Source organism: Lysinibacillus sp. 10T31 (genome assembly GCF_056394365.1).
Genome location: NZ_JBFTHS010000021.1, coordinates 13,295 through 37,466 on the forward strand (window position 1 = coordinate 13,295; position 24,172 = coordinate 37,466).

Below are 24,172 nucleotides of genomic sequence, written 5' to 3' on the forward strand. Positions count from 1 at the left end.
CTTATCCTATCATTTTGGCATAATATTTTTATCGAATATTTTTGTAGGGATTGCAATGGTACAACAAGCATTTGGAACATCGACTATGCCATTGATTCGACTTTCAACTGGTGCTGTACTCAGCAGCATATAGGCTTGTTCACCTGTATAACCCAGCGTTTTTAAATACTCAATGGCATTCAAGCATGCCCGACGAAACGCAAGATTAGCATCTAAATAATGTTGTTTCCCATCCTTATTATCTACTGAAATCCCTTGGAAAACGAGGAAATCATTATAGTTTGGATCTACTGGGCCCGGTTGGAATACAGGATTTTCGTAAATTTTATAGGTTTCCATGCCACCTTTAATGACATCCACCTTAAGATCAATCCATCCTGCCATTTCAATACCACCACAAAATGTGATTTCTCCATCCCCTTGTGAAAAATGAAGATCTCCTACCGATAACTTCGCTCCCTCCACAAATACTGGGAAGAAGATTTTCGACCCTTTAGATAGATTTTTAATATCACAGTTCCCACCATTTTCCCTTGGTGGTACTGTTCGAGCTCCGTCCTTAGCTACTCGATCAAACTCAGCCCCTTTTAATGTGCCGAGTACTGCCCTCTCCGGAGTCGGTGCATTAGCCAACGTTGGAACCCGGTCTGGGTTGGTCATGATAAGTTCTTTTTCTCGTTCATTCCATTTTTGCAAAAGTTCCATAGAGGGAGCAACGCCTATTAAGCCAGGGTGGATAATCCCAGCAAACTTCACACCAGGTACATGTCTCGAAGTCGTATAAATGCCTTCAAAATCCCAGATTGATTTAGCTGCTTCTGGAAATTCGTCAACTAAGAAACTTCCTCCATTCTCTCTTGCGAAAATGCCGTTAAACCCCCACGCCGAATCTTGAAAAGTACCAATATCTAAAATATCTACGACAAGTAAATCTCCAGGTTCAACGCCGTTCACATAGACCGGTCCACTCAACACATGAACACGTGCAAGATTCACATCTCGAATATCATTTGGACTATCATCATTTTTAATTTGTCCATCTGTCCAGTCTTTACATTCCATTCTAAAAGAAGTGCCTGGATCTACTGAAAATGCTGCTGGTATGTCTGGGTGCCATCGATTGTGACCAGGATGTGCCTGTTCTTCCATTGATTTGCTTAAATCTAGTTTGTACAGAGTTTTCACCATTTTATTTACTCCCCCCAGTTTTTATGTAAGTGATGTATGCGATTTCATATTATCAAGGATAAATAGCGATGTCAAATTATTTCGAATATTCTATCTTTCGGTTGAGCAACCAAAAACTAGAATGAATCGAGGGCAGTCAAATGTATTATTTCTAATTTAAAAACCTCACACATTCAGTATCCATTTAACTCATCCTAATATTCTGATTTTTTATCAGAAAAATGGATGCAAACAACTATTTATATATAGTTGGATTATTTAATTTCTTTGTCATTTATTGTGCATCTAAAAATGGTTTGTAACTAGGATCATTAATCTTTCCTTTTTTATGAAAATATGTACCGACAATAAAGTACAGTATTAACATTGGGACGCAAATGTAGAATGAAAATCTCGAAAGAGTGCTTAAGATTTTCCTAAAAAAAATATCCAGATACACTTACGTGCACTCTGGATATTTTATTACTAATTATATATTTATTGTTTGTTGAATAAGGTCTGTTAACGTATTAACACCTTTTTGTTCTAAATGTACGCCATCTGGAGCAAAAAATTCTGGATGGTTGATAGCAGCCGAATGCCAATCAATCAATGTAATATTATCATGCTCTTGAGCTTTTTGTTGTAATGAATAATTCACTTTACCTTCCCAAGAACGCGGTACCCGAGTATTCACTAAGTAAATATCTGCATTTGAGAAAGCTTCAAGTAGTGCATCGATCTGATCATTCGTAAAGAAACCATTAGTGCCAAGTTGAATAATAACTGCTTTATTCGGCTGATTAAAACTAGCATAATTTGGTGCCAGTTCGACAGCTTGTGAAACTTGACGACCAATTTTTGCATCAATGGTAATGTTAGGATAGATATTATGCAAGCTTGTAGCAATATCTATCATTAAAGAATCTCCAATTGCTAAAATACCATTATAGGATTCATTAGGGTTAGCAGTTGTATCATTTTCTCCTTGCTCAGGTTCTTCTTTGTCCGATTGAGGGCTAGTTTCAGTTTTGTCATTCTCAACATTTGAAGAATCGCTTTCTGTAGTTTCTTTTTCCGCTACAGAATCATTATGCTTCGGAAGTTGTTCTCCACCATTTCCATTTATTTTAATTTCTGTTGGCTTAGATTCTTTTGATTGCGTTTGTTCTTCTCCTACAACGCCTGTCATCCCAGTAAAAAATACTAGAAGGAATAGTGGAACAAGCACTGTAGAAATTTTTCTAGAAAATGAAAAGCTGCCCCATCTATCTTTATTAAATACAAGATATTGTCGATAATAGGAGCGGAATCCTTCTTTCCTTATTGGCATTTCGATAAAACGATACGATAATTCTGCAATAATCAAAATAAGAACTAGCTGTAAAGCAACTCGCCAGTATGCAGGATTACCTATTTCATGGACTGGAGTACCCAATACCATTATCGGATAATGCCATAGATAAATTCCATACGATCTTGAACCAATCCAACGTAGAGGCTTCAAAGAAAGTAATTTTCCTAAAATGCTAATTGGATGGCATACACACGCTATTAATATTGCTGCATTCAAACAGAAAAGGAACATGCCTCCTCTATATAAGAAAGTTTGATATTCATCTACAAAAATAATACATAAAATGAAAATACTAAAAGCAATCAAACTTATAGCATTTAGTTTATTGACATGGTCAGTAGATAGTTTTTGAGAAGATAGTCTTTTCATCGGCCAAACGAGAGCTAGCCAGCAGCCTATAAGTAATTCAAATGATCTTGTATCTGTCCCGTAATATATACGGCTAGGATCAGCTCCTGGCTCATACAGTATGCCCATTAACACAGCTGAGCATAATGCACCGATAAAGATAAAAATGGCTAATTTACTCTGTTTTTTAACAAGATAAAGCCCTAGCATTAACAGAATTGGCCAAATAAGATAAAATTGTTCCTCAATTGCTAAAGACCATAAATTTTTTATAGGTGAAGGGGATCCAAAACTATCAAAATAAGAGAGCTTATGAAAAATGAACCACCAATTACTTGAATAAAAAATAGAGGAAATTGCATCTCCGCGCAATGTATTTAGAAGTTCCTTATGAAATAAGGTAGCCCAAGCGAATGAAGTAATAATCATTACGTACGCAGCAGGTAATAGGCGGCGAAATCGCCCAATCCAAAATTTACCTAGCCCTACTGTTAACTGATTTCCTTTTAAAGGTAAAATAGTAGAGGTTATTAAGTAACCTGATAAAACAAAAAAGATATCAACTCCTAGGAACCCTCCACTGGCCCATTGGAAGTTAAAATGATAAGCTATCACAGCTAGTACTGCTAAAGCTCGAATCCCATCTAACCCGGGGATATAACGATGATTGACTGACTTGCCTGACATAATATTCCTTCCTCTTCTTCCGATAATCTACAAACCTTTTTATAGTGTAAATTTTAGTATAAAGCCAATATCGTCCCCTTTTAACTAATGATTCGGTGCATTCACTTATATAAATGACGAATGAGTATCAATAAAAGTTTACATAAAATGATATTTTTGATCACAAACTACTCGAAAATAACTTCTCATATGTATGTTTCCTTCATCCTTTTAAAATAAAGGTTAATTATATCCATCAAAAAAGCATCTCCAAAATGGTAGATGCTTTAAAAGCGTATTTCGCCTATTGCATATGCCGCTACAAAACCTTTACAACTCATCGTCAAATCTTTATGTGCTGACTCGAAAATTATAAGGCAAGAAATGAATAATTAAAAGGCTTAACAACTATTTTTTCTAAAAAAAATTCCTGGTATTTTTGCTAACAATCATACAATTTCCATACTTTGTCCAAGTGCAACGTCTCAAAAGAAAATTGGCAAAAAGAAGGCTATAAAAAAATCCAGCTTTTCGCCAATTCCAAATTTAACTTATTCTTGTTTTCCTGTAATGAAGGATTTTGATATAGCTTTTCCTATTACAGCAATTGTACGATTCAATTCTTCTTCTGTATTGTCAATTCCACCTAGTTCGATTAATATCATTTCCTTTGTTAAATCTTGATTATAACGTCCATCTACATTGTCACCACTTTTTGATATAACACCTCTAGAAATCTTTGGCACAATTTCATTCATCGCAGCAGATAGACTTTCTGCATAAGCAGTATTCCATCTATAATTCTTATGCTCTGCACCGATGACAATTGCAATCCGTGCATATGATTCGTTATTATGTGTTAAAGTTGTCGCATCTTTCTTGGCAGAATCCCGATGCAAATCAATAACTAAATCATAGGATTGCTCTTGTAAACGTTTTGCTAAATAAGGACGCACAAAACTGTAAGCATATGGAAAAGTTTTCCCTTTTAGTTTTAGTTCCTTCATAACATCAACATCTAAAACGTCCGTTTGTATACCATTCATGCTAAAATGCTTAGAAATAGTATCTTTTAAATTATAAATATTTGTCTTTTCATCATAAACGGCGGCTTTCCCGCTAGCAGCTTTTACCATTGGTTGATATGATTCCTGTGAATGCGTAAATAATAACAATACTTTAAATGGATTTTGTGTTTGATTTGGATTTTGTGTTTGATCTTGTGGCTGATCTTGCGTCTGATCTTTTGTTTCCTCTTTAGTTTCCTCTTTTGTCTGCTCCAGTGCACTTTGTTCAGCTAAATTAGTAGCGGCATACACGACTTGTTTATCCTCTGGTTCTTTAATCGGAGTCGATGCTTGCTTGTTGAACGGAAGTTGCCCAGCAATGACAGGTAATACGAAGAAGAACAATAATAAACCAAATGACCACTGTAGTTTTTTTAGCAAAGTCACACCCTCCTCCACATATCGTATGGAGGGGGTGTGCCTTTTAGAACGAAAAAAATTATAGATTATTTGCCCATTTCATAAGCATAGTGGACACCATTTTTGCATACTTATCTACCCAATAATCGGCTTCCTTTGGCGTGACCATCAGCTGTGTATGCGAGGCTGCGAAAGTCTCTGCAAACAATTGCTGACGCTCTTCTTTAGACCACGTAGCCCATTCACCAAAAATCGGCTCTACTAAAGACATATCTAGTTCTTTATTTATATCTGGTTGCCATGACGACAATGACAATTTTGATGAAGGTTTACTCCGCTCTGCCACTCGTGCAGCTATAGAACGTAGCATTACCTCTACAGCATCCGCAATTAGAACAGGTGCATCAACTACTGTTGGGATACCAACTGCGGTAACAGGTATGCCAAGCATCTCATATGAAATTTCCTTACGCTGATTTCCTACACCTGAACCAGGGTGTATCCCTGTATCCGTTAATTGAATTGTTTTACATAAGCGATCACTAGCTCTAGTTGCGAGTGCGTCTACGACAATAATTAATTTAGGCTTAAGACGCTCTGCCAGAGCAGCTACAAATTCACCAGTCTCGTATCCTGTTTGCCCCGTTACACCAGGCGCATACATAACGAATTTTTCATCTATTACATCTAAACTATGCAAATGATCAATAAGATACGGTCCTATAGCATCTGGTGTAATTGTACGATTCCCTAAACCAATAATTAAAATTTTGTCATCTTCTTTCCATGACATGGATTCATGCATCTTTTTAAAATTTACAAGTAATTCTTTCTCAAGCTGCTCAAATCCATCCTGATCTTCTAGCGTCAAAGTAGGTACAGAAAGAGTAATGTACTGCCCTTTCTTCTTTCCAATTTGCTTCTCACCTTCTGCATCAACGAGCACATCAGTGATTTTTACCCGACCAGTAGTGCGATCTTCAATTTGAACACCACTCGACTCTTTAAGCGTATCTTTTTGCTCTTTTGTTTGATGTAAAACAACCTCTTCAGACTCATCAATCAAATCCGTACGTTGCCAATTAAAATTTTGCATACAGTTCACCTCAACTGTAGTTTGTTCAAACTGTCAAGTAAATATTCTTTGCATTTATCTATTGCAATTTGTCCAAGCGTTTGTTAAAATGATTTTTGTTGTATTGACACAAGAAATCAATGAGAAGATATCATCTCGTACCTATTTTAGGAGGTGAAACATATGCCAAACATTAAATCTGCGATTAAACGCGTAAAAGTTAACGAAAAAGCTAACGCTGCTAACACTCAAGCTAAATCTGCAATGCGTACTACAGTGAAAAAAGCTGAAAACGCTGTTGCTGCTAAAGCTGAAAACACACAAGAACTTTTACAAGCAGCTTACAAATCTTTAGATAAAGCAGCTTCAAAAGGACTTATCCACAAAAACGCGGCGGCTCGTAAAAAGTCTCGCCTTGCTAAAAAAGCGTAATTGTTATAAAGATCAGTTTACTCTATTAAGAGTAGCTGATCTTTTTAATTTACAAGAAAATCAATTACAACATGTCGTAACTTCATTTTAAAGAGCTGCCCCTATTGTCTCGGACAGCTCATCAATAGATGTTTTTTTCTAAACAATCCTTAAAGTTGACGCAGTAAAAAGAGTTCTAAATAACGTTCACGATTGCCTCCTGTTGATTTCAGTTGTAAATCAACCTCTGCTAACTGATATAACGCCTTCAATAAGCTTTCCTCAGATGGACGATTACGCTGCTCAACCATCAACTTGACACGATAAGGATGAATTTTTAAATTTTTTGCGATTTGCTGTTGATGATAGCCCTTTTTTAATAAATAAAACACATTTGACATACTACGTACATTTGATGCAAGCAAACCAACAAGCATGATAGGTTCTTGCTTTTGACGTAGTAAATCGTGATAAATAGACAGTGCCCCTACTGAATCATTCGCAAAATAAGCATTTAACATTTTAAAGGCATCTTGCTCTAACGTTTTCGCCACTAAATCCTCGACTAGCGTAGCAGTTATTTCACCACCATCTCCTACATAAAGCGTTAGCTTCTCAACTTCCATTTGCAACTGTAGCATATTCGGTCCCACCATTGCGACAAGCTGCTCAATCGCATTTTGTGTAATGTTATTGCCCTCTGCTTTAACTCTACTCTGTATCCATACAGCTAAGTCCTGCTCCTTTGGTGTTTCAGCTTGGACTAATAACGCATGCTCCTTCATCATCTTTGTCACTTTTTTACGTTCATCCAATTTCTCATAAGGAGCGATAAAAACTGTTACTGAAAAATCAGAAGGGTTAGCAAGCCATGTTTCTAAGCGTTTAATATCATGGTCAATTTTTTCTTTTCCTTTTTCGGTTGCCTTTAAAAAGGATGCGTTTTTAGCAATGATAAGCTTTCGCTCAGAGAAAAAAGGAATTGTATCTGCTTCATCCATAACGGCATCCACTGGCATTTCTTCCAAATCAAATGTTGACATCTCTATCTCTTCTTCGGGTCCTATCGCTTCTTTTAACCGTTTAACTGTTTCATCTATAAAATAGCCTTCCTCACCCACGAGTAAATACACTGGTGAGAGCTCTCCTTTTTTGATATTATTCCATACCGTTGAAATCATAATTTTCCCTCCATCTAGCAATACTACTAGTATACATGATTTGAATTCCTTTGTGACTTTGACCGAATTGTGTCGATTCTTTGCCATATGGCAAATTCTCCTTTTCGATATAGCTTTTATGAAATTGATGTCTTATAATAAATAACAGAATTGGAGGGATAACAATGAATCCATTTGAAGGAAAAAACATACAATGCCGCCGCAATGATGCAATCGATTCTGGAGTTGGCTTCGGTGTATCATTCGGAATGTTTGCAGTTATGTTTATCATCGCAATAGTAGTAGAAGTAGCATCTAGATAATTAAATGTAATGTACGAGGAAAAGACCTTGCTCATTGGACAAGGTCTTTTTCCTTTTGCACAGACCAACTATTTCCACGAATTCTTACTTCAATCGTCCCATCTATTCCAGTTGTTAAAATAGATAAATTTCGACTTGTAAAACGCTCTACAACCTCATCATGTGGATGACGATAGCGATTATTGAGCCCAGCGCTAAAAATGGTTAATTCAGGCCGTAAGAGCTCTACAAAAGGCTCTATACTTGATGTTTTACTGCCATGGTGTCCAGCCTTCAACAATGATATATCTGCTAATTGCTTGTTGTAAAGTTTAATAAGCTCCTGTTCACCATGCTCCTCTAAGTCACCCGTTAACAAGGCTCGAAATGACCCCTGTTGCATATATAAAACGATTGAATCATCATTTCCCTCATAATGAGTGTCACGGGGCCATAAATAACGAAAGCTAGTATTTCCTATGCGCCAAGTTGTCCCATCCATCTTTTCTTTCACTGGAACCTTTTGCTTTTTGGCTTCCATCAGTAAATCTCGCATAATAGGCTGATCCATTGAACCAGGAGTGAGGTGAATTTCATGCATATTAATCTCTTGCAAAACCTCTTCAGCTCCCTCCATATGATCCGCATGAGCATGAGTGACGATAAAAATATCAATGTCTCGTATCCCTTTTCCTTTTAAAAACGGTACAACAACTTGTCTCCCGACCTCATATGGGCTTTCTGAAGCCTTCCATACTTCCTCCTCAAAGCGAAGTAGGCCGCCTGAATCAATAACATACACAGCCCTTCTAAACGGTAATTCAATCACTGTACAATCACCCTGACCAACATTTAAAAATGTAAGCTTAGTTTCGTTAAACAACATCGGCGAAAAATGAATACATAATGCAGGAATGAACACGACCACTGCAAATCTACCATAATGTTTTATTTCGATAAAATAGAAACCCGCTATTACACTTATCGTAGCCACGCAAATAAGCCATATAGCAGGCTTCCCTGGCAACCACAGCTGAAACGGCAATTCCTGAAGATATAATATAAACTTTGTAAGCCAAACTCGAAGCGGCTCGTACCCAACAAACAAAGCTTTTGCTACTGGCATCGATATAATCGTTATGACAAACATTGCAATATTTAAAGGCAAAATAACAAAGGAAAACAGTGGTACGAAAATAATATTTGCTAAAAATGAAGAAATAGAAATTTCATAAAAATGATGGAGTAATAATGGATAAACAAGAAGCTGGCACACAAATGTAATGAAAAATGAACGGATTAACCAGTTCGTGGATAATCTTAAAATAACACCTGAATAAACAAGACTAACCGTAGCTAAATATGACAATTGAAAGCCAATCTGATAAATGACACCTGGTTCAAGTAGGACAAAGCAAAGAAAGCTAATTGCTAGGGCATCATCAATCGATATTTGCCACCTAGCGTAACGCATCAGCATGATTAATTCTACGACAGATACTGCACGCCATACAGAAGGAGCACCACCCGCAATCACCCCATAGATAGGTAAAATGATGAGTAAAACTAAGTTCGCCATTTCCTTCCGTACGCCTATACGTAGAAGGCCTTCAAAAAACAACCATGAGACAAGTGCCACATGCAAACCAGAGATAGCAAATAGATGTGTGATGCCAAGCTTTTGATAGGCTCTTTGAAGCTCATGATCGACTTGATCCTGTAATCCTATTAGAAGTGCTTGTGCCTCTGCAACTAGTGACTCCGGGAATGTTGTTTCAATATGTTTTTTCATAGAATGTCTCTGTTTAGCAAGAAACGAACGAATGGATTTTTTCTCTTCTATAAAGGTCCAGCTTGAAACTTCAAATATTCCCCTGGCACCTTTACTTATCAAATATTTTTCCATAGAAAATGCATACGCATGTGCAGGTGGAAGAGGTGCTATAAGTTCTCCTTGAACTAGATAGGTCCTACCTGTCATTGATGTAGTTTCATAAAAGCTTTTCTCTTCTTCTGATGAAAATGTATAGACGACATACAACTTCTCACCTGTTTCAGTTTTGACAAAGCCTCTAAGCTTTTGACCATTTATTTTATATTCACTCGACCAAGTTATTTGGAATGTTGACGGTAGAGGGGGAGATTCCGTCAATTGAAATGTAACGATGAAGAAATAGGAAAGAAATCCACTGACGATAACAAACGCTGAAATTAAACGTGTTTCACCTTTTAATTTCAGCCATAACGCGAAAAGCAGAAGAATAGCTAGTAGCCAAGCTGACTTGTGTGCCGCTATTGAAGCAACAAGTACAGCTAGTGCTACGTATATCCATTTATGCTTTAAAGCTTTTTGCCAAATAATGCACTCACCTTCTGTTCATATGGGAGCAATTTTTCTGCAGGCATACCACTCTCACGAAGCTCGTTTAGCATGTCTATGGACAAGGCTAATTTTTCGTCGCTTAAAAAGTCAATTTTACGTTCATCAAACGGAACGTGTACAACCTCTACACCTGCTTTTTCAAATAATTCTTGTGCATAAGGGTTATTTTTATAATCGGTAGCGTAATACACTCGTTCAATACCTGCTTGAATAATAGATTTCGTACATGGCAAACACGGGAAATGTGTAACATATAAGTCTGCACCTTTTGTAGGCGTACCATATTTAGCACATTGTAGCAGTGCATTCATCTCGGCATGCACTGTACGTACACAATGGTTATCAACAACATAGCAGCCTTGTTCAATACAATGTTCATCACCTGTAATTGAGCCATTATAGCCACCTGCAATAATTCGCTTATCCCTAACGACAGTTGCTCCTACCGCAAGTCTTGTACATGTACTACGTAATGCGAGTAAATGGCTTTGCGCCATGAAAAATTGATCCCAAGTAATTCGCTCCATATGACTACCTCCAAAAATTTACTTACATTGAATTAACAAGGCTCATCACCATAACGTGTGATTGATTTCCGTTCCGACTGGGCGCTTTGTTGCTGACGCTTCGCTTTCGCACAGTTAAAACATTTGTTGCTGACGCTTCGCTTTCGCACAGTTAAAACATTTGTTGCTGACGCTTCGCTTTCGCACAGTTAAAACATTTGTTGCTGACGCTTCGCTTTCGCACAGAGCAAAGCTTCCTGGGGGCGTCCGATGAGCCGCTTCGTTGCTGCCGCTACGTTAGCACTATGCTTTCGCACAGAAAACATCCGCTTCGCTGCAGGGTCTCGGGCCAACACGATGTTGGTCACGAAGGCGTTATCACAGGATGTGATGATTTTAGCCTTCGTTCCTCTATCGCTGATCCCCAAGGAGTCGCCCAGTCTCCACTCCAATCAACTTATTTACAAGGCATATGTCTTATCAAATTTCATCCACAACTTTTGGTGATGAGCCATTAACAAACTGTGCCTTTACTGCAACAGTCACTATGCTTTATAGTGTAGCCCTTTTTGAAAAGAAACGTCAATATCTCAATATTCCTGCCATTACTTAACTGTAATGAAATCCCTCAGCTTCTCAAACGTTTTTTCACCAATACCACTCACTTTTTTTAAGTCATCAATTGTTTTAAAGCCACCATTCTCCTCACGATACGAAATAATGCTCTGAGCCTTTGATGGACCAATACCTGATAATGTCATAAGTGTCGCCTCATCCGCTTTATTTAAATTGACTTTTTGATCTTTCATACCCTTGTCATCTTGTGATGTTCCGCTAGTAGGCATCGTCAAGATAGATGACGTAATTTCATCTAGCTTTTCACCCTTTATAGGAATGTAAATAACCATCTCATCCTCAACTTTTTGCGCATGATTAATGAGTTGCGTATCAGCATCCTGCGTATAGCCACCTGCAAGCTGTACTGCATCTACAATTCGCTGGTCAGTCTGTAGCATATAGACACCCGGATACATAATAGCACCCTTTATATCAACAAATACCTGCTGTATGACCGCTTCATCAACAGATTCTTTCATATCAGGTTGTTCAATAGGTTGGATTGTTTCGATGAGCTCTTCTTGGGGAGGTGAAGAGTCAGAACTCGAAAAAAAGAAGTAACAAAGTCCACTGATTGCAAGTATGCCGGGGAGCAACATACTTTTTTTGTACTTTTGCCAAAAAGATTGGATCATCAAATAACATCCTTTCCTTTGCAAAAGGTAATCATATGGAGTCAATTTCATCTTACATTATCATTCATGTGTTGAAAAGATAAATTGTTTATTAAAACAAAAACGAAGGCATCCTGCCCTTTGCTTATGATGCGCTGACATAATGATGTAAAACTATGCTATCGAGAACTTTTGATTGTTTATCGACCAACTTTATCGATTTATCTACCAACTTTTTTAATTTATCTACTAACTTTCGAAAAATATCGACATCTACCCATGCAACACTATCTGACCACATTAATAATTTGCGTATGAAAATTTTCACATCAAAAAAGCGCGAGAAATCAACGTTTCTAAATTGATTTCTCGCACTTTTTAAGGTTTCGACCAGTTTTGTCCCAGCGTCTTTTCAGCATTACTTTCTACAAGCGTTATTCTGCTAAGATATCCTTAAATTTCGCTTGAAGCTCAGTCGATAAAATTCCCTCATTGTTAAAATGGCGAATAAACACATTTTGCATCATCTCATCCTCTTGAGCGGGATTCATCTTCATTAAAATATGATTAATCTTCTCCGCGAGCTGTACTGGATTGGCATACATCGTATTCCATGCGCGAACCTTTAACTCTAAATCTTTACCGAGGGCCGCTTCCTCCAAGTCCTGTATTGGTACTGGCTCACTAAAATGTGCATACGGGTCTTCGTATGTATCTGTATGTAAAAAATGAATACAATCATCTAATTTGTCTGCTACACGTATTGTATCTACAAAAACTCCATGTTCATTTTCATATAGTTGACTATTTTCTAAAATTAAAAACGGTGCTTGTTGCTGAATCTCGACTACTCGTTTTTTAAATTGCGGCGTAATAAAGGTTAAGCCATGCTCTAGCTGCAATGTTTGAACGTACGTAGAAAAATTACCGCTATCAGCAAAATCACTATATGTTTTTGGACGATAATAAAATTCAGCTTCTAACTCCTCTGCTTCAATCGTCCATTCTACCTCTGGGCAATCAAAAATAACACGAAGTGCCATTCCATTCGCTGTTCTTCTGAGCTCATCATAAATATAAAACTGCTCTAGTTCTACTTGACCTACTTCACTTAAAATATTGTTAAACGTTAGAGAAATGATTGATTTTGCAGTAAAGCCCCCTGCCATATCAAATGTTAATTCTACTTGAGTAGCATTACGGCGAATACTAACTATTGTTGCATCATGAAGACTTTGCTCAAAGACTTCTCTCTCCTTCGGTTTCATATAAGCTAACGTTTTCTGCTTTTCCTCATATGCCGCATCGAGAATATTTTCAAATAGCTGTTCCTGTTCATTTCTCCATCTTAAAAAATCTTCTCGTACACGCTGAGGAACATCCGGTGTATTCAACGTACCATCTAAAACATATGGTTGAAATCGCAGTGGTAAATAGTTCATTAAACTATCGCGTACTTCATCTAATTCCTGCTTCTTTTCCTTATATGGATCAATATCATTTTCTTTTGCATAGGCAAGGTAATCTGTCCACTCTTCATCAGATTCGTAAATAAATAGTCTCATCGCATTTTCATATGCTCTTTTCTCTTGCAATGTTAAATGCCACATAATTTCAGCTCCTTTTAAATGGGTTGTAAGATAACAAAAACTTTTTTTGAAAATAAGGGTTATTTGCGAAACAAAATAAACACCGGAAAGTAAAAACAGCTCACTGGTTCGTTTTACCAGCGAGCTGTTTTACTATTTTACCGCACGGATAAAAATGCGTTCACTTTCATATTCAGGGCCTTCATCTGTAAAATCTGCTGTTACTTCTACATGTTGAAAGCCAATTTCCTGAAGCCATGCCATATATTGCTCAATCGAGAATGTGCGTTGGTTATGCTCCTCGTCAAAGCGTTCATACAGATCACTCTCAGCATCACGTACATAAAACGTCATTTGATGGACAACGGAATGTTCAAAATCGCCAGGTTCCGTATGCCATACATAGCTAATATCACCATCGTCATACGTAAACGGTCCGTCTAAAAATATATCATTCATTTTAAATAATGAATGTACGTCAAAAAACAGTTGGCCTCCATCTCGTAAAGCACCATAAATACGTTCTAATGTTGAATAAACCGCTTTTTCTTCCACTACATAATTCAGCGAATCAATAGCAATCGTTACAACGTCAAGCGCCTCAAAGCCCTCTAGTTCATCCATCGACAGACAATAGAGGGGCACATGTAAACCTGCATCAGCAAAGCGCTCTGCGGCAATTGAGAGCATATTTTCAGATAAGTCAATTCCACTCACCTTGTAACCTGCCTGCGCAAACAGCAGGCCAAGCACACCTGTACCACAGCCGATATCTAAAAGATTTGGGAATTGACTGCTCGGTGCATGCTGCGAAACCCAATCCACATAAAGATTATAAGGGATATCGGTTTGCAGCTCATCATACACGTGTGCAAATCGTTCGTAACTACTCACACTTAAGCCTCTGGCATGTCTAGTTGCGGTGCATCGCCCCATAGACGCTCTAAGTTATAATAAGCGCGTTCATCCTTATGGAATACATGCGCTACTACATCTCCAAGATCTACAAGAACCCAGCGTGCTCCATCAAAGCCTTCTATACGGCGAATTTCATAGCCCTCTTTTTCTGCTATCTCTTGTAATTCACGTGCGATTGCTTGCACTTGGCGATCAGAATTACCATGAGCAATAATAAAGTAATCTGCTAAAAGTGAAATTCCTTGCATATTTAAAACGACAATATCCTCACCATGTTTGTCGTCAATTGCCTTGTAAGCTGCTTGTAATAAAGTTGAAGTCATCCTTCACTTTCCTCTCTTTTTATCATATCGTTGTAACATTCTATTGATAATGGATAAACCGGTTGTTTTGTGTCAATTAAAAATGCCAATGTATGGCGCACACAAGCACTCATCGCTTTATCCAAATTTTTCTTTGCTTTTTTTCGTAGACGATCAACACCATCAAATTTACGATTAGGTTCAATCATATCTGCAACAAAAATAATTTTTTCTAGACGGCTCATACCCACGCGTCCTGTTGTATGAAAACGAATAGCATTTAACATGTCCTCATCGGAAATGCCAAATTCGTTTTCTACAATATATGCACCTACTGGGCCATGCAGTAATTCACTACCCCAGCCAATAAGGCGAGCATCTAATTTTTCATCACGGACGATTTTCTCCATCCATTCGATATCTGCATATTTCGCGATATCGTGAAGGATGGCAGCTATCTCAGCCTTTTTTTCATCCTCACCATATAATGTTGCTAGCTCAATGGCTGTTTCCATTACACCAATGGTATGAATAAAGCGCTTCTCAGGCATACGTGGCTTAATCGCCGCCAAGTACTGTTCGCGTTCCATATAGACCTTCCTCTCGTATGAACGTCTCTACCGCTTCAGGCAGTAAAAAAGTAACCGTTCCTCCAGTGGCAAGGCGTTCACGAATCAGTGTGGACGATAAATCGATTTGGGGAGCTTCCACCATTACTAAAGGATACTCTGTAGTGGCCTCTGTTCCTGGACGCTTTACTCCTACAAATTGCACAAGCTTCACTAATTCATCAATACAGTACCATGAATGAAGCGAATCAATCATGTCTCCTCCAATGATAAAGTAAAATTTCACATTAGGTTCTCTTATACACATCGCAGAAAGTGTCTTATATGAATAGGATACGCCACCCTTCTCCACCTCATACGACTCCACAGAAAAATACGGATATGGACTTATTGCAAGCTTTACCATTTCAAGGCGTTCCTCATCGCTAGCATCATGACGTGCGAACTTATGTGGTGGCAACGCATTAGGCATAAAGCGAACTTCATCTAGATCTAATGCATGCAATACTTCATTAGCCATCATTAAATGTCCATTATGTGGTGGATTAAATGTACCTCCCAGTAAACCGACCTTTTTCATCGTCTCACCTTATTTCGTTGCTTTTGGTAATGCAATCTTTTTATGATTGCGTGACTCTTTATATAAAACAACTGTCAGTCCAATTAATTGCACAAGCTCTGCATGAGTGCCTTTAGCAAGTGCTTCTGCAACTTCATGCTTGTCCTCTTCACAGTTATCTAAAATACGTACCTTAATCAACTCTCGTACTTCTAATGCTTCACGGATTTGCTTTGTCATTTCGTCATTAACGCCGCCTTTTCCTACTTGGAAAATCGGTGTTAAATGATGTGCTTCTGCACGTAAAAAACGTTTTTGTTTACCTGTTAACATAAAAATTAATTTCCTCCTAATTGCGCCTTTAATTGCGCAATCATTGAATTTGTATTTGGGTATTCACCAAGCCAATGCTCAAAGGCAATAGCCCCTTGGTGAATGAACATTCCAAGTCCCGTAACGACGGTTGCTCCTTTTTCCTCAGCCGCTTTTAAAAAAGGCGTCATTAATGGATTATACACAATATCGGCCACAATTGCGCCTTTTGCAAGTCGTTCTAATGAAAATGGCATTGAAAAATTGCCCGTAGCAAGTCCAGCCGATGTCATTTGCACTAAAATGCCGAAATCAGCTAATGATTCCTCAGCCTCTGCTAAAGAAATAGCATGACCTATACCCATTTCATCGACAATTGCTTGAGCATTTGCCACTGTGCGGTTTGCAATAGTTAAATTCGTATAACCTTGCTGCTGCATAGCAAAAGCAATACCACGAGCAGCTCCACCCGCACCAATTAGAAGAACCGGCTTGTCTTTATGTGATTTACCAACCGCTTCTTCTAGCGAGCGCACAAAACCAACACCGTCTGTATTATATCCCTTTAATTTTCCATCTTTTGTTCGGACAACCGTATTGACAGCTCCCATTTTTTCGGCAAACTCATCTAGCTCATCTATATAAGGAATGATCGCTGTTTTATGTGGGATTGTAATATTCCAGCCACTTGCACCTAATGTTTTCAGGCCAGCAACTGCTGACTCCAAATTTTCAGTAGATACATGCACCGGAATATACGTCGCATCTATCGACAGTTCCTCGAACCAAGCATTATGCATCGCTGGGGATTTTGAATGCTCAATCGGATCACCTATAACCGCAAACCATTTCTTCATTTCATAATCCCTCTTCTCTACTTGTACATCCTAAATAAGTGATGGGCGAATTGAAACTTGTACACCCTTTGGGGCATAAGCTGCTACAACTACATTGGCATGCTGTACAGTAATCCATCCAAGGCCAGAGAATACAACATCTGTTTTCGCTTCTTTGATAGAGAACTCATGACGCACTAATGGCGGTAGCTGTTCTATAAATTCAGCAGTTGGAGGTGCCAGCAATTCACCCTTATGCTCTGCATACAATGCGTCTGCCTTCTCAAGCTTTGTTCGATGTATTGGTAAGTCATTTGCCACGTGAACCGTAAATGCCGAACGATCTCCTTGAATAAAGTCAAAACGAGCAAGGGCGCCGATAAATAATGTTTGTCCAGCATTTTGTTGATACACTTTTGGCTTTATTTCTTTTTTAGGCATAATATATTTTAATTCGCTTGAGTCAATGTGATGTGCCATCTGATGGTGATTAATAATTCCTGGTGTATCATATAATGCACTACCATCATCTAATGGAATTTCAATCATATCTAAAGTGGTACCTGGGAAATGAGAAGTTGTAATAATCTCACCTTCACCAGTAGCCTGCTTGATAATGCGATTAATGAACGTGGATTTCCCAACATTTGTACAACCTACAACGTACACATTTTGTCCATTACGGTACTCATCAATGGCTTCCATTGCTTCGGCCATCCCGTTACCTTTATGGGCACTCACTAAAAGTACATCGACAGGTTGTAGACCAAGAGCCTTTGCTTCACGTTTTAGCCAATTAATCACTTTTTTCGGTTTCACAGATTTCGGTAATAAATCGGCTTTATTCGCGATTAATAACACAGGATTATTACCTACGAAGCGGTGAAGTCCTGGTAGCCAGCTCCCATTGAAATCAAATATATCAACAATTTTTACGATTAAGCCTTGCTGTGTTCCAAGACCATTTAATATGCGCAAAAAGTCGTCATCTGTTAATGAAACTGGTTGAATTTCATTATAATTTTTCAAACGGAAGCAACGTTGGCAAATGACCACGTCTTTTTCTAATGATGATGGGGGTGCATACCCAACTGCTGTTTTATCTTCTGTTTGAATTGTTGTACCACAGCCAATACAATTTGGCATTTCGTTCATTCTTTTTCCTCCCAAGTACTAATTCCTTTTCGTTTTAAATTATTGAACACACGACGTTCAATAAATCGGTTGAATTTCGTTACGAGCCCATCTGATTGTGCAACTGGTTTTACTAGTACCGTATGCAAACCTAAGCGATTTGCGCCCATTACATCTGTTAGTAGTTGGTCTCCTACCATTACTACTTCCTGTGGTCGTAGCCCTAATTGAACAATTGCACTATAAAAGGCATTACGAAGTGGCTTTCTCGCCTTATGAATATAAGGAATACCTAAAGGCTCAGCAAATTGCTTAACACGTGCTTCTTTATTATTCGACGCAATAATAACACGAATGCCTGATTCCTTCATAATGCGCAGCCAAATAATAAGCTCTTCCGTTGCATCTGCACGGTCCCATTCCACTAGCGTATTATCTAAATCCGTAATAATACCTTTGATGCCTAAGTCTTGAAGCTTTTCCGGTGTAATTTCATAAATACTCGTAACAAATTCATCTGGTAATAAAAAATTATACAAAATAGCGACCCCTAATCTAAAAGTATTATTCGACCATTATAGCATATTTGCGAAGGCTTCACCCATTCGAATTGGGCTTCCTTGTACAACATTTTCCTTAAATTCTATTGCATCCTTTTCAAATAGCATAACTACTGTTGAGCCGAATGAAAAATATCCGACTTCTTCACCCTTATGCCACTGAGTTGTTGTATTAGTGAGCATGATAGAGTTTACAAAGGTAGCACCAACTTTAATAAACGCTATCTGCTGATCATTCGCCACTTTCAGCTCCGTTACTGAACGATAATTGTGTGAAATAGGTTTTTTACCGTATGTAAGACCGAGCTGGTTAACAGGATAAGATTTTTGACCAAGTGTATATTGTCTTAGCACTTCCCCATCAATCGGGCTATGAATACGGTGATAATCTGCAGGACTCAAGTAAAATACGATAAAATGTCCATCTGCATATTGTGAAGCACGTTCTGCATTGCCAAGTAAATCATGTAAAGCATAAGGCTTACCTTTTACATGAAATGTCATATCCCATTCGATACGTCCAAATGATTCAACTTTGGCATCCACTGGACTTACATAAGTAGTGGGATTTTGTTCAATTGGACGTGCATCTTCTAAAAGCTCTCTTGTAAAAAAGTCATGTAAACATGAAAATTGTTGTTGTTTTTTTGAAACTTCTTCAAGATTAATGTCGTATACCTTCATGTAACTAGGAATAATACGTTTACTCCACTTTGCTTTTGCAATAGATTGCAAAAGATGGGAGGACTGCTTGCCATTTGTTAATTCAATCAAGCGTTGATATAGTTTTTCTTTCATAAAACAAAACCCCTATCGATTAATTTAGACTGTCAATTTTTTCGCTTTCGAAGTATAATGGTACAATATCTTAAGTGCAAAGGAGTGATCCCCCTTGTTTTTTTATCACAAGTTGGTGGATACCACGGTTAAGAAAATGAAATCGCAAGCAGCAAACTTTATCACAATCAGTAATATGTCCTTCGGCGGCGCGGCCATAATGGCTACACTACACGAATACTATAGCTACAGTGTCTTGTTTATCTTTATTGCAGCCCTTCTTGATCGATATGATGGAAAGGTAGCTAGAGCACTCGGACAAGTGTCTGATCTAGGTAAACAATTAGATTCTATGAGTGATATTATATCATTTGGTGTGGCGCCTGCATTATTAATGTATAAAGTTGTCTTAGTCGACTTTGGTTTCGTCGGCATGACGATGACAGTATTATACATTGTCTGCGGTGCGATGAGACTGGCTCGCTTCAATATTACTGAAGCAAACGGATATTTTACAGGGTTACCAATTACAGCGGCAGGTACGATATTAACTTTAACGTATTTTGCATCTAATACGTTCCACCCGGCATTTTATCTTTTCCTATTCCCAATATTAGCATTACTAATGATTAGTACAATCACGTTAAAAAAAGTGTAACAGCGCATTTGCTGTTGCACTTTTTTTCATTTAACACAGTTTCATAACATATACTGTCGAAAAATGGGGAAAGGATGAAATCATTCAATGAGCGGAATTTTTACATCTATGTTGCAGTTATGGCTTGAGATCCCAGCGTTACTTGGCTATTTAAAGGGGCAAACATTCCATAAACCCTTTTCAAAAGAAGAGGAAGCTGCTTGTATTGAACGATTTTTAGGCGGTGATGAGCAAGCGCGTCTTGATCTAATTGAACGCAATATGAGACTCGTTGCACACGTTGTAAAAAAATTCCACCCGAAGCACGAACAACTTGATGATTATATTTCCATCGGTACTATTGGTCTTATGAAAGCCGTAGAAAGTTATACTCCTGACAAAAAAACCCGTCTTGCCACTTATGCTGCCCGTTGTATAGAAAATGAAATTTTAATGCATCTGCGTACACAGAAAAAAGTGCAAAAAGATGTTAGCTTATTTGAGCCAATCGGTACAGATAAAGATGGTAATGCCCTACAAATCCGAGATCTTTTACAATGCGATGAAGAAAGTGCAACAGAAAAACTTGAACATAAAGAGCATGTTGCACAACTATATCATTACTTGCATATGCTTGACGATCGCGAACTCGAAATCGTTACACTCCGCTATGGACTAAACCAGCAAGATGCACTTACACAAAAGGAAATCGCTGCACGTTTAAATATTTCTCGTAGTTATGTATCCCGCATTGAAAAGCGAGCACTTATTAAGCTCTATCAATTATATAAACGAGATCAAAAGATTATTGAGTAATATATTGTAAATTGATAATTATATAATTTCAATAATTCCATTACATTATTCTGCAATTAATCTTGTATTTTTTGTTACAAAAGTAACACTTTGCTCGTCATAACATGGGGTTGATTTGCGTTCCTACTGTGCGCCTTCCTTGGGGCGTTCGATGAGCCACTTGGCTAAAAGGATGTTGGTCACGAAAGTGTTATCATAAGACATGATGTTTTTAGCCTTCGTACCTCTCTGTTCGCTCCAAGGTCTCATCTGTGTCGCAAAACATGCTCCCTAACTTTTAGTAATGAGCCAACTCTTAGAAGTTAGCAAACTAATGAAGCAAAAAAAAGCTCTCTTGCGATTAAATGTCGCAAGAAAGCTTTTTCTCTTAATGAAATTCTGCAGTCTCTGATAGTTCTACTGAAATAAGTGTACCGAGTAACATTGTTATAATGACTACACCCACTGTTAAAAATAGCATCATCAATGCCTCCCATCTAAATATGAAGAGATTTATTTAACAACAGTTTAGCATTAGCGAGACTTTTAAACTGTGATTTTTCTCACACTAAAAGCCTCTCATTTTGACTATTTTGTGTAGTTTATTTCACTGATTATTAGACTTTATAACGATTCGATAGCTTTTAATACGATTTGTGTTGAATGCTTTGCCGCTACTGGTAAAAACTCATCGAAACTAATATTCGATTCTTTTCCAGCGATATCTGATAAAGCACGAATAACAACAAACGGAGTACCAAATTGATAGCATACTTGTGCAACAGCAGCTGCTTCCATTTCCACTGCCTTCATTTGTGGGAAATGACGACGAACAGCTTCTACACGAACAGGATCATTCATAAAAGCATCACCTGAGCAGATTAAACCAATACCATATTGGTGCTCTCCAACAGCCTCTACTGCCTCTTCAGCCACTTTCATAAGTTTTGCATCCGATTTATAAGCTGCTGGCATACCTGCCATCTGACCCATTTCATAACCGAAAATCGTTACATCTACATCATGATGACGAACTTCATCGGAAATAACGACTGCGCCTACTTCAAGAGTTGCATCATAGCCTCCAGCAGAGCCCGTATTAATGACTACGTCAGGCTTAAATTCATGTAATAGAATAGTAGTTGACATTGCGGCATTTACTTTACCAATACCACTTTTTAATAAAACTACCTCTTTCCCTTTATAAGTTCCTGTTGTATACTCGCTGCCTGCGATTGTTGTGCTTTTTGCATGCTCTAATGATGCTCGTAAAAGCTCTACTTCCTCTTCCATTGCGCCGATTACTGCAATTTTCATCTCTCTGTTACTTCCCTTCTTTATTCAACTCTATTAAAAATAATCAAACTAGTTATTTTCGTCAATAGGCGCCGTTTAATGTATTTAGTTGCTCGAGTTTTACTGGTGTCCAGCCTTCGTTGTCGACCCATTCCATGCTAACACGATACATTTTTGTCTTATCATTCGTTGAAACTGTTGCAATAGCCGAATTAGCGCTACCGTTATTTCCCATACGCCAGATAATCATATTGTCCTTTTCGATGCCTGTAACGGCCGCAACTGTTGCTACCTTTTCAGCCCAGTCTACGGATTTATCATCGTAAGAAGACACATGCTGACCTGTTTGTGTTGTAGGTGTAGGTTCCCAGTTTTTATTTGTTATGACCTTGTCAACAATTGGGTTGTCTGAAGTAGTTTCAGTAGAAGCGTCCTTTTCAGATGTTTGAGATTCTTCTGTAGGCTTTTCCTTTGCTGGTTTTTCCTCTTGAGCTGATCCATCATTATTTTGCTCTTTAGAAGGCTCTTCCTTCACATCTTCTTTATCGTGCTTCTGCTCTTGTTTTGGCTCGTCTTTCTCAGCCTTTCCTGCATCATCCTGCCATTTAAACACAAATGTAGCTGTTATAATAATTAATATCACGACAATACCAATTAAAACATTCAATAGTTTATCTAGCTTTTTATTACGAGATGGCTGCAAATGACGACTGCTTCGAGTTTGTTTTTCACTCATGAAGTCTCCCCCTCTCTAGCCAATATTCTATCAAGTTCAACAGTACTTGCAAAATAATTGTGCTCATATATTTTTTAATAGAGAAAAATATAGACATCTCGACTTATTTTCCAAAGATTTTTGGATCATCACCAAAACGTATGGTTGATTTCCGTTCCGACTGGGCGCTTTGCCGCTGTCGCACAGTTAAAACATTTGCCGCTGACGCTTCGCTTTCGCGCAGATAAAACAATTGTAGCTGCCGCTTTGCTTTCGCACAGAGCAAAGCTTCCTGGGGGCGTCCGATGAGTGTGATGGTTTTAGCCTTCGTTCCTCTATTGCTAATCCCCAAGGAGTCGCCCAGTCTCCACTCCAATCAACTTATTTACATAGTAGACGTTTTAACAAAAGTCATCAACTACTTTTGGTGATGAACAAGATTTTTACCATTGATGTAAAAACTTACACAGAATATAGATTCAAGAATCAACTTCTCCTTGGCGTAATTGCTGTTGCTGTTACAAAAAACATTTGCGGATGAAGAAAAAGCAGCTAGCTCTCTTTTAAAAAGATAAGCTAACTGCTTGTACTAAAATTATTTTATTGAAATAATTTTAACTTTCATTTCACCACCAGGTGTTTGTACAACAACCTCTTCACCTTCAGCACGGCCTAGCAAGCCTTTAGCAATTGGTGATTCATTTGAAATACGGAACTCCATTGGATCTGCCTCAGCCGAACCAACAATAGTATACGATTCTTCATCTGTTGATGGTTTCCCATTAATAACTTCTACAAATGTAACCTTTTTCCCTAGTGATACTACACTGTTGTCTGTTTCGTCCTCAGAAATAATAACTGCGTTACGAATCATTGATTTTAATGTAGAAATTCGACCTTCTAAAAAGGCTTGTTCTTCTTTTGCAGAGTCATACTCAGCATTTTCAGAAAGATCCCCGAAATCACGAGCGATTTTAATACGTTCTACGATTTCCTTACGTGTTTCCGTTTCTAATTTCACTAATTCTTCTTCTAATTTTCTTTTACCTTCAGCTGTCATTGGGTACTGTTTTTCGTTTGCCAAAGTTCTTCACTCCTTGTTTTCGTCAATATAAAAACATAAAACTCGATTAAGTGCC

The 24,172-nt window shown here is 38.0% G+C and carries 27 protein-coding genes; 4 read left to right on the forward strand and 23 right to left on the reverse strand.

Translation table 11 applies throughout. From position 1 onward, the window contains the following. Positions 1-9: 9 nt before the first annotated feature. The 4 genes from fmdA to gpr form a co-directional block, all read right to left on the reverse strand. Positions 10-1,188, reverse strand: a complete 1,179-nt coding sequence (gene fmdA / locus AC1DCY_RS13450; RefSeq protein ID WP_477350854.1) for a formamidase — start codon at positions 1,186-1,188, stop codon at positions 10-12. Between the two features lie 469 nt (positions 1,189-1,657). Continuing rightward, positions 1,658-3,559, reverse strand: coding sequence for an acyltransferase family protein (locus AC1DCY_RS13455; protein WP_477350856.1), 1,902 nt, complete (start codon positions 3,557-3,559; stop codon positions 1,658-1,660). A 530-nt stretch (positions 3,560-4,089) separates the two neighbouring features. Continuing rightward, entirely contained in the window at positions 4,090-4,986 is an 897-nt protein-coding gene (gene spoIIP, locus AC1DCY_RS13460) for a stage II sporulation protein P (protein WP_477350857.1), read from the reverse strand. Between the two features lie 58 nt (positions 4,987-5,044). Beyond that, the gene (gpr, locus tag AC1DCY_RS13465; RefSeq protein ID WP_477350859.1) at positions 5,045-6,061 is read right to left on the reverse strand and encodes a GPR endopeptidase; all 1,017 of its coding nucleotides are present in this window, start codon (positions 6,059-6,061) and stop codon (positions 5,045-5,047) included. Between the two features lie 162 nt (positions 6,062-6,223). Between gpr and rpsT the strand changes: the two genes are divergently transcribed. Next, positions 6,224-6,472 carry a 30S ribosomal protein S20 gene (rpsT, locus tag AC1DCY_RS13470; protein WP_049667760.1) on the forward strand — a complete coding sequence of 83 codons (249 nt, stop codon included), beginning with the start codon at positions 6,224-6,226 and terminating at the stop codon, positions 6,470-6,472. A 149-nt stretch (positions 6,473-6,621) separates the two neighbouring features. Here rpsT and holA read toward each other — a convergent pair whose 3' ends face one another. Then, positions 6,622-7,632, reverse strand: a complete 1,011-nt coding sequence (holA, locus tag AC1DCY_RS13475) for a DNA polymerase III subunit delta (protein ID WP_477351074.1) — start codon at positions 7,630-7,632, stop codon at positions 6,622-6,624. A gap of 164 nt (positions 7,633-7,796) precedes the next feature. On the opposite strand from holA, the gene AC1DCY_RS13480 reads away from it, so the two are divergent. Beyond that, positions 7,797-7,934: a YqzM family protein gene (locus AC1DCY_RS13480; protein WP_082337542.1), complete on the forward strand. Its 138-nt coding sequence runs from the start codon at positions 7,797-7,799 to the stop codon at positions 7,932-7,934. 31 nt (positions 7,935-7,965) lie between these two features. Here AC1DCY_RS13480 and AC1DCY_RS13485 read toward each other — a convergent pair whose 3' ends face one another. From AC1DCY_RS13485 to AC1DCY_RS13550, 14 genes are all read right to left on the reverse strand, one after another. Next, positions 7,966-9,954, reverse strand: coding sequence for a DNA internalization-related competence protein ComEC/Rec2 (locus AC1DCY_RS13485; protein ID WP_477350862.1), 1,989 nt, complete (start codon positions 9,952-9,954; stop codon positions 7,966-7,968). 299 nt (positions 9,955-10,253) lie between these two features. Next, positions 10,254-10,823 carry a ComE operon protein 2 gene (locus AC1DCY_RS13490; RefSeq protein ID WP_477350864.1) on the reverse strand — a complete coding sequence of 190 codons (570 nt, stop codon included), beginning with the start codon at positions 10,821-10,823 and terminating at the stop codon, positions 10,254-10,256. Positions 10,824-11,011: 188 nt separating this feature from the next. Further along, a complete protein-coding gene (locus AC1DCY_RS13495; protein WP_477350866.1) occupies positions 11,012-11,230 on the reverse strand; it encodes a hypothetical protein in 219 nt (72 codons plus the stop codon). A 177-nt stretch (positions 11,231-11,407) separates the two neighbouring features. Next, on the reverse strand, positions 11,408-12,055 hold the full coding sequence (locus tag AC1DCY_RS13500; protein ID WP_477350868.1) for a helix-hairpin-helix domain-containing protein: 648 nt from the start codon (positions 12,053-12,055) through the stop codon (positions 11,408-11,410). Between the two features lie 413 nt (positions 12,056-12,468). Then, positions 12,469-13,644 carry a DUF4085 family protein gene (locus tag AC1DCY_RS13505; RefSeq protein WP_477350870.1) on the reverse strand — a complete coding sequence of 392 codons (1,176 nt, stop codon included), beginning with the start codon at positions 13,642-13,644 and terminating at the stop codon, positions 12,469-12,471. A gap of 132 nt (positions 13,645-13,776) precedes the next feature. After that, entirely contained in the window at positions 13,777-14,517 is a 741-nt protein-coding gene (locus AC1DCY_RS13510) for a class I SAM-dependent DNA methyltransferase (RefSeq protein ID WP_477350872.1), read from the reverse strand. A gap of 2 nt (positions 14,518-14,519) precedes the next feature. After that, positions 14,520-14,864 (reverse strand): ribosome silencing factor, encoded by a 345-nt coding sequence (gene rsfS / locus AC1DCY_RS13515; protein ID WP_477350874.1) that lies wholly within the window; start codon positions 14,862-14,864, stop codon positions 14,520-14,522. Further along, entirely contained in the window at positions 14,861-15,433 is a 573-nt protein-coding gene (gene yqeK / locus AC1DCY_RS13520; RefSeq protein WP_477350876.1) for a bis(5'-nucleosyl)-tetraphosphatase (symmetrical) YqeK, read from the reverse strand. The genes rsfS and yqeK overlap by 4 nt, the downstream gene beginning before the upstream one ends. Next, a complete protein-coding gene (locus AC1DCY_RS13525; RefSeq protein ID WP_477350878.1) occupies positions 15,402-15,992 on the reverse strand; it encodes a nicotinate-nucleotide adenylyltransferase in 591 nt (196 codons plus the stop codon). Before AC1DCY_RS13525 ends, yqeK begins: the two co-directional genes overlap by 32 nt. Positions 15,993-16,001: 9 nt before the next feature. Then, the gene (gene yhbY, locus AC1DCY_RS13530) at positions 16,002-16,304 is read right to left on the reverse strand and encodes a ribosome assembly RNA-binding protein YhbY (protein ID WP_477350880.1); all 303 of its coding nucleotides are present in this window, start codon (positions 16,302-16,304) and stop codon (positions 16,002-16,004) included. Positions 16,305-16,309: 5 nt separating this feature from the next. Next, positions 16,310-17,140 carry a shikimate dehydrogenase gene (gene aroE, locus AC1DCY_RS13535; protein WP_477350882.1) on the reverse strand — a complete coding sequence of 277 codons (831 nt, stop codon included), beginning with the start codon at positions 17,138-17,140 and terminating at the stop codon, positions 16,310-16,312. A gap of 30 nt (positions 17,141-17,170) precedes the next feature. Then, positions 17,171-18,274, reverse strand: a complete 1,104-nt coding sequence (yqeH, locus tag AC1DCY_RS13540; RefSeq protein ID WP_049667748.1) for a ribosome biogenesis GTPase YqeH — start codon at positions 18,272-18,274, stop codon at positions 17,171-17,173. Then, entirely contained in the window at positions 18,271-18,792 is a 522-nt protein-coding gene (locus AC1DCY_RS13545; protein ID WP_049667747.1) for a YqeG family HAD IIIA-type phosphatase, read from the reverse strand. Before AC1DCY_RS13545 ends, yqeH begins: the two co-directional genes overlap by 4 nt. Positions 18,793-18,828: 36 nt before the next feature. Beyond that, positions 18,829-19,611, reverse strand: coding sequence for a phosphatidylserine decarboxylase (locus AC1DCY_RS13550; protein ID WP_477350885.1), 783 nt, complete (start codon positions 19,609-19,611; stop codon positions 18,829-18,831). Positions 19,612-19,747: 136 nt separating this feature from the next. Between AC1DCY_RS13550 and pssA the strand changes: the two genes are divergently transcribed. Both pssA and sigK read left to right on the forward strand, forming a co-directional pair. Continuing rightward, positions 19,748-20,248, forward strand: coding sequence for a CDP-diacylglycerol--serine O-phosphatidyltransferase (gene pssA / locus AC1DCY_RS13555; RefSeq protein ID WP_400723099.1), 501 nt, complete (start codon positions 19,748-19,750; stop codon positions 20,246-20,248). A gap of 87 nt (positions 20,249-20,335) precedes the next feature. Next, positions 20,336-21,043 (forward strand): RNA polymerase sporulation sigma factor SigK, encoded by a 708-nt coding sequence (gene sigK / locus AC1DCY_RS13560; protein WP_370079523.1) that lies wholly within the window; start codon positions 20,336-20,338, stop codon positions 21,041-21,043. Positions 21,044-21,646: 603 nt separating this feature from the next. Here the strand turns inward: sigK and mtnN are convergent. The 4 genes from mtnN to greA all read right to left on the reverse strand — a co-directional run bounded on the left by mtnN (position 21,647) and on the right by greA (position 24,117). After that, positions 21,647-22,339 carry a 5'-methylthioadenosine/S-adenosylhomocysteine nucleosidase gene (mtnN, locus tag AC1DCY_RS13565; RefSeq protein WP_477350888.1) on the reverse strand — a complete coding sequence of 231 codons (693 nt, stop codon included), beginning with the start codon at positions 22,337-22,339 and terminating at the stop codon, positions 21,647-21,649. Between the two features lie 61 nt (positions 22,340-22,400). Beyond that, positions 22,401-23,054, reverse strand: a complete 654-nt coding sequence (locus tag AC1DCY_RS13570) for a YrrS family protein (RefSeq protein ID WP_477350890.1) — start codon at positions 23,052-23,054, stop codon at positions 22,401-22,403. A 103-nt stretch (positions 23,055-23,157) separates the two neighbouring features. Next, a complete protein-coding gene (locus AC1DCY_RS13575) occupies positions 23,158-23,385 on the reverse strand; it encodes a hypothetical protein (RefSeq protein WP_477350892.1) in 228 nt (75 codons plus the stop codon). 243 nt (positions 23,386-23,628) lie between these two features. Beyond that, on the reverse strand, positions 23,629-24,117 hold the full coding sequence (gene greA, locus AC1DCY_RS13580) for a transcription elongation factor GreA (protein WP_477350894.1): 489 nt from the start codon (positions 24,115-24,117) through the stop codon (positions 23,629-23,631). Between the last annotated feature and the right edge of the window lie 55 nt (positions 24,118-24,172).

Coding starts and splice junctions, on each gene's coding strand:
- fmdA (WP_477350854.1), bottom strand. CDS start 1,188: ATGGTGAAAACTCTGTACAAACTAGATTTAAGCAAATCAATGGAAGAA.
- AC1DCY_RS13455 (WP_477350856.1), bottom strand. CDS start 3,559: ATGTCAGGCAAGTCAGTCAATCATCGTTATATCCCCGGGTTAGATGGG.
- gpr (WP_477350859.1), bottom strand. CDS start 6,061: ATGCAAAATTTTAATTGGCAACGTACGGATTTGATTGATGAGTCTGAA.
- rpsT (WP_049667760.1), top strand. CDS start 6,224: ATGCCAAACATTAAATCTGCGATTAAACGCGTAAAAGTTAACGAAAAA.
- holA (WP_477351074.1), bottom strand. CDS start 7,632: ATGATTTCAACGGTATGGAATAATATCAAAAAAGGAGAGCTCTCACCA.
- AC1DCY_RS13480 (WP_082337542.1), top strand. CDS start 7,797: ATGAATCCATTTGAAGGAAAAAACATACAATGCCGCCGCAATGATGCA.
- AC1DCY_RS13490 (WP_477350864.1), bottom strand. CDS start 10,823: ATGGAGCGAATTACTTGGGATCAATTTTTCATGGCGCAAAGCCATTTA.
- AC1DCY_RS13500 (WP_477350868.1), bottom strand. CDS start 12,055: ATGATCCAATCTTTTTGGCAAAAGTACAAAAAAAGTATGTTGCTCCCC.
- AC1DCY_RS13505 (WP_477350870.1), bottom strand. CDS start 13,644: ATGTGGCATTTAACATTGCAAGAGAAAAGAGCATATGAAAATGCGATG.
- rsfS (WP_477350874.1), bottom strand. CDS start 14,864: ATGACTTCAACTTTATTACAAGCAGCTTACAAGGCAATTGACGACAAA.
- yqeK (WP_477350876.1), bottom strand. CDS start 15,433: ATGGAACGCGAACAGTACTTGGCGGCGATTAAGCCACGTATGCCTGAG.
- AC1DCY_RS13525 (WP_477350878.1), bottom strand. CDS start 15,992: ATGAAAAAGGTCGGTTTACTGGGAGGTACATTTAATCCACCACATAAT.
- yhbY (WP_477350880.1), bottom strand. CDS start 16,304: ATGTTAACAGGTAAACAAAAACGTTTTTTACGTGCAGAAGCACATCAT.
- aroE (WP_477350882.1), bottom strand. CDS start 17,140: ATGAAGAAATGGTTTGCGGTTATAGGTGATCCGATTGAGCATTCAAAA.
- yqeH (WP_049667748.1), bottom strand. CDS start 18,274: ATGAACGAAATGCCAAATTGTATTGGCTGTGGTACAACAATTCAAACA.
- AC1DCY_RS13550 (WP_477350885.1), bottom strand. CDS start 19,611: ATGAAAGAAAAACTATATCAACGCTTGATTGAATTAACAAATGGCAAG.
- pssA (WP_400723099.1), top strand. CDS start 19,748: ATGAAATCGCAAGCAGCAAACTTTATCACAATCAGTAATATGTCCTTC.
- sigK (WP_370079523.1), top strand. CDS start 20,336: ATGAGCGGAATTTTTACATCTATGTTGCAGTTATGGCTTGAGATCCCA.
- mtnN (WP_477350888.1), bottom strand. CDS start 22,339: ATGAAAATTGCAGTAATCGGCGCAATGGAAGAGGAAGTAGAGCTTTTA.
- AC1DCY_RS13570 (WP_477350890.1), bottom strand. CDS start 23,054: ATGAGTGAAAAACAAACTCGAAGCAGTCGTCATTTGCAGCCATCTCGT.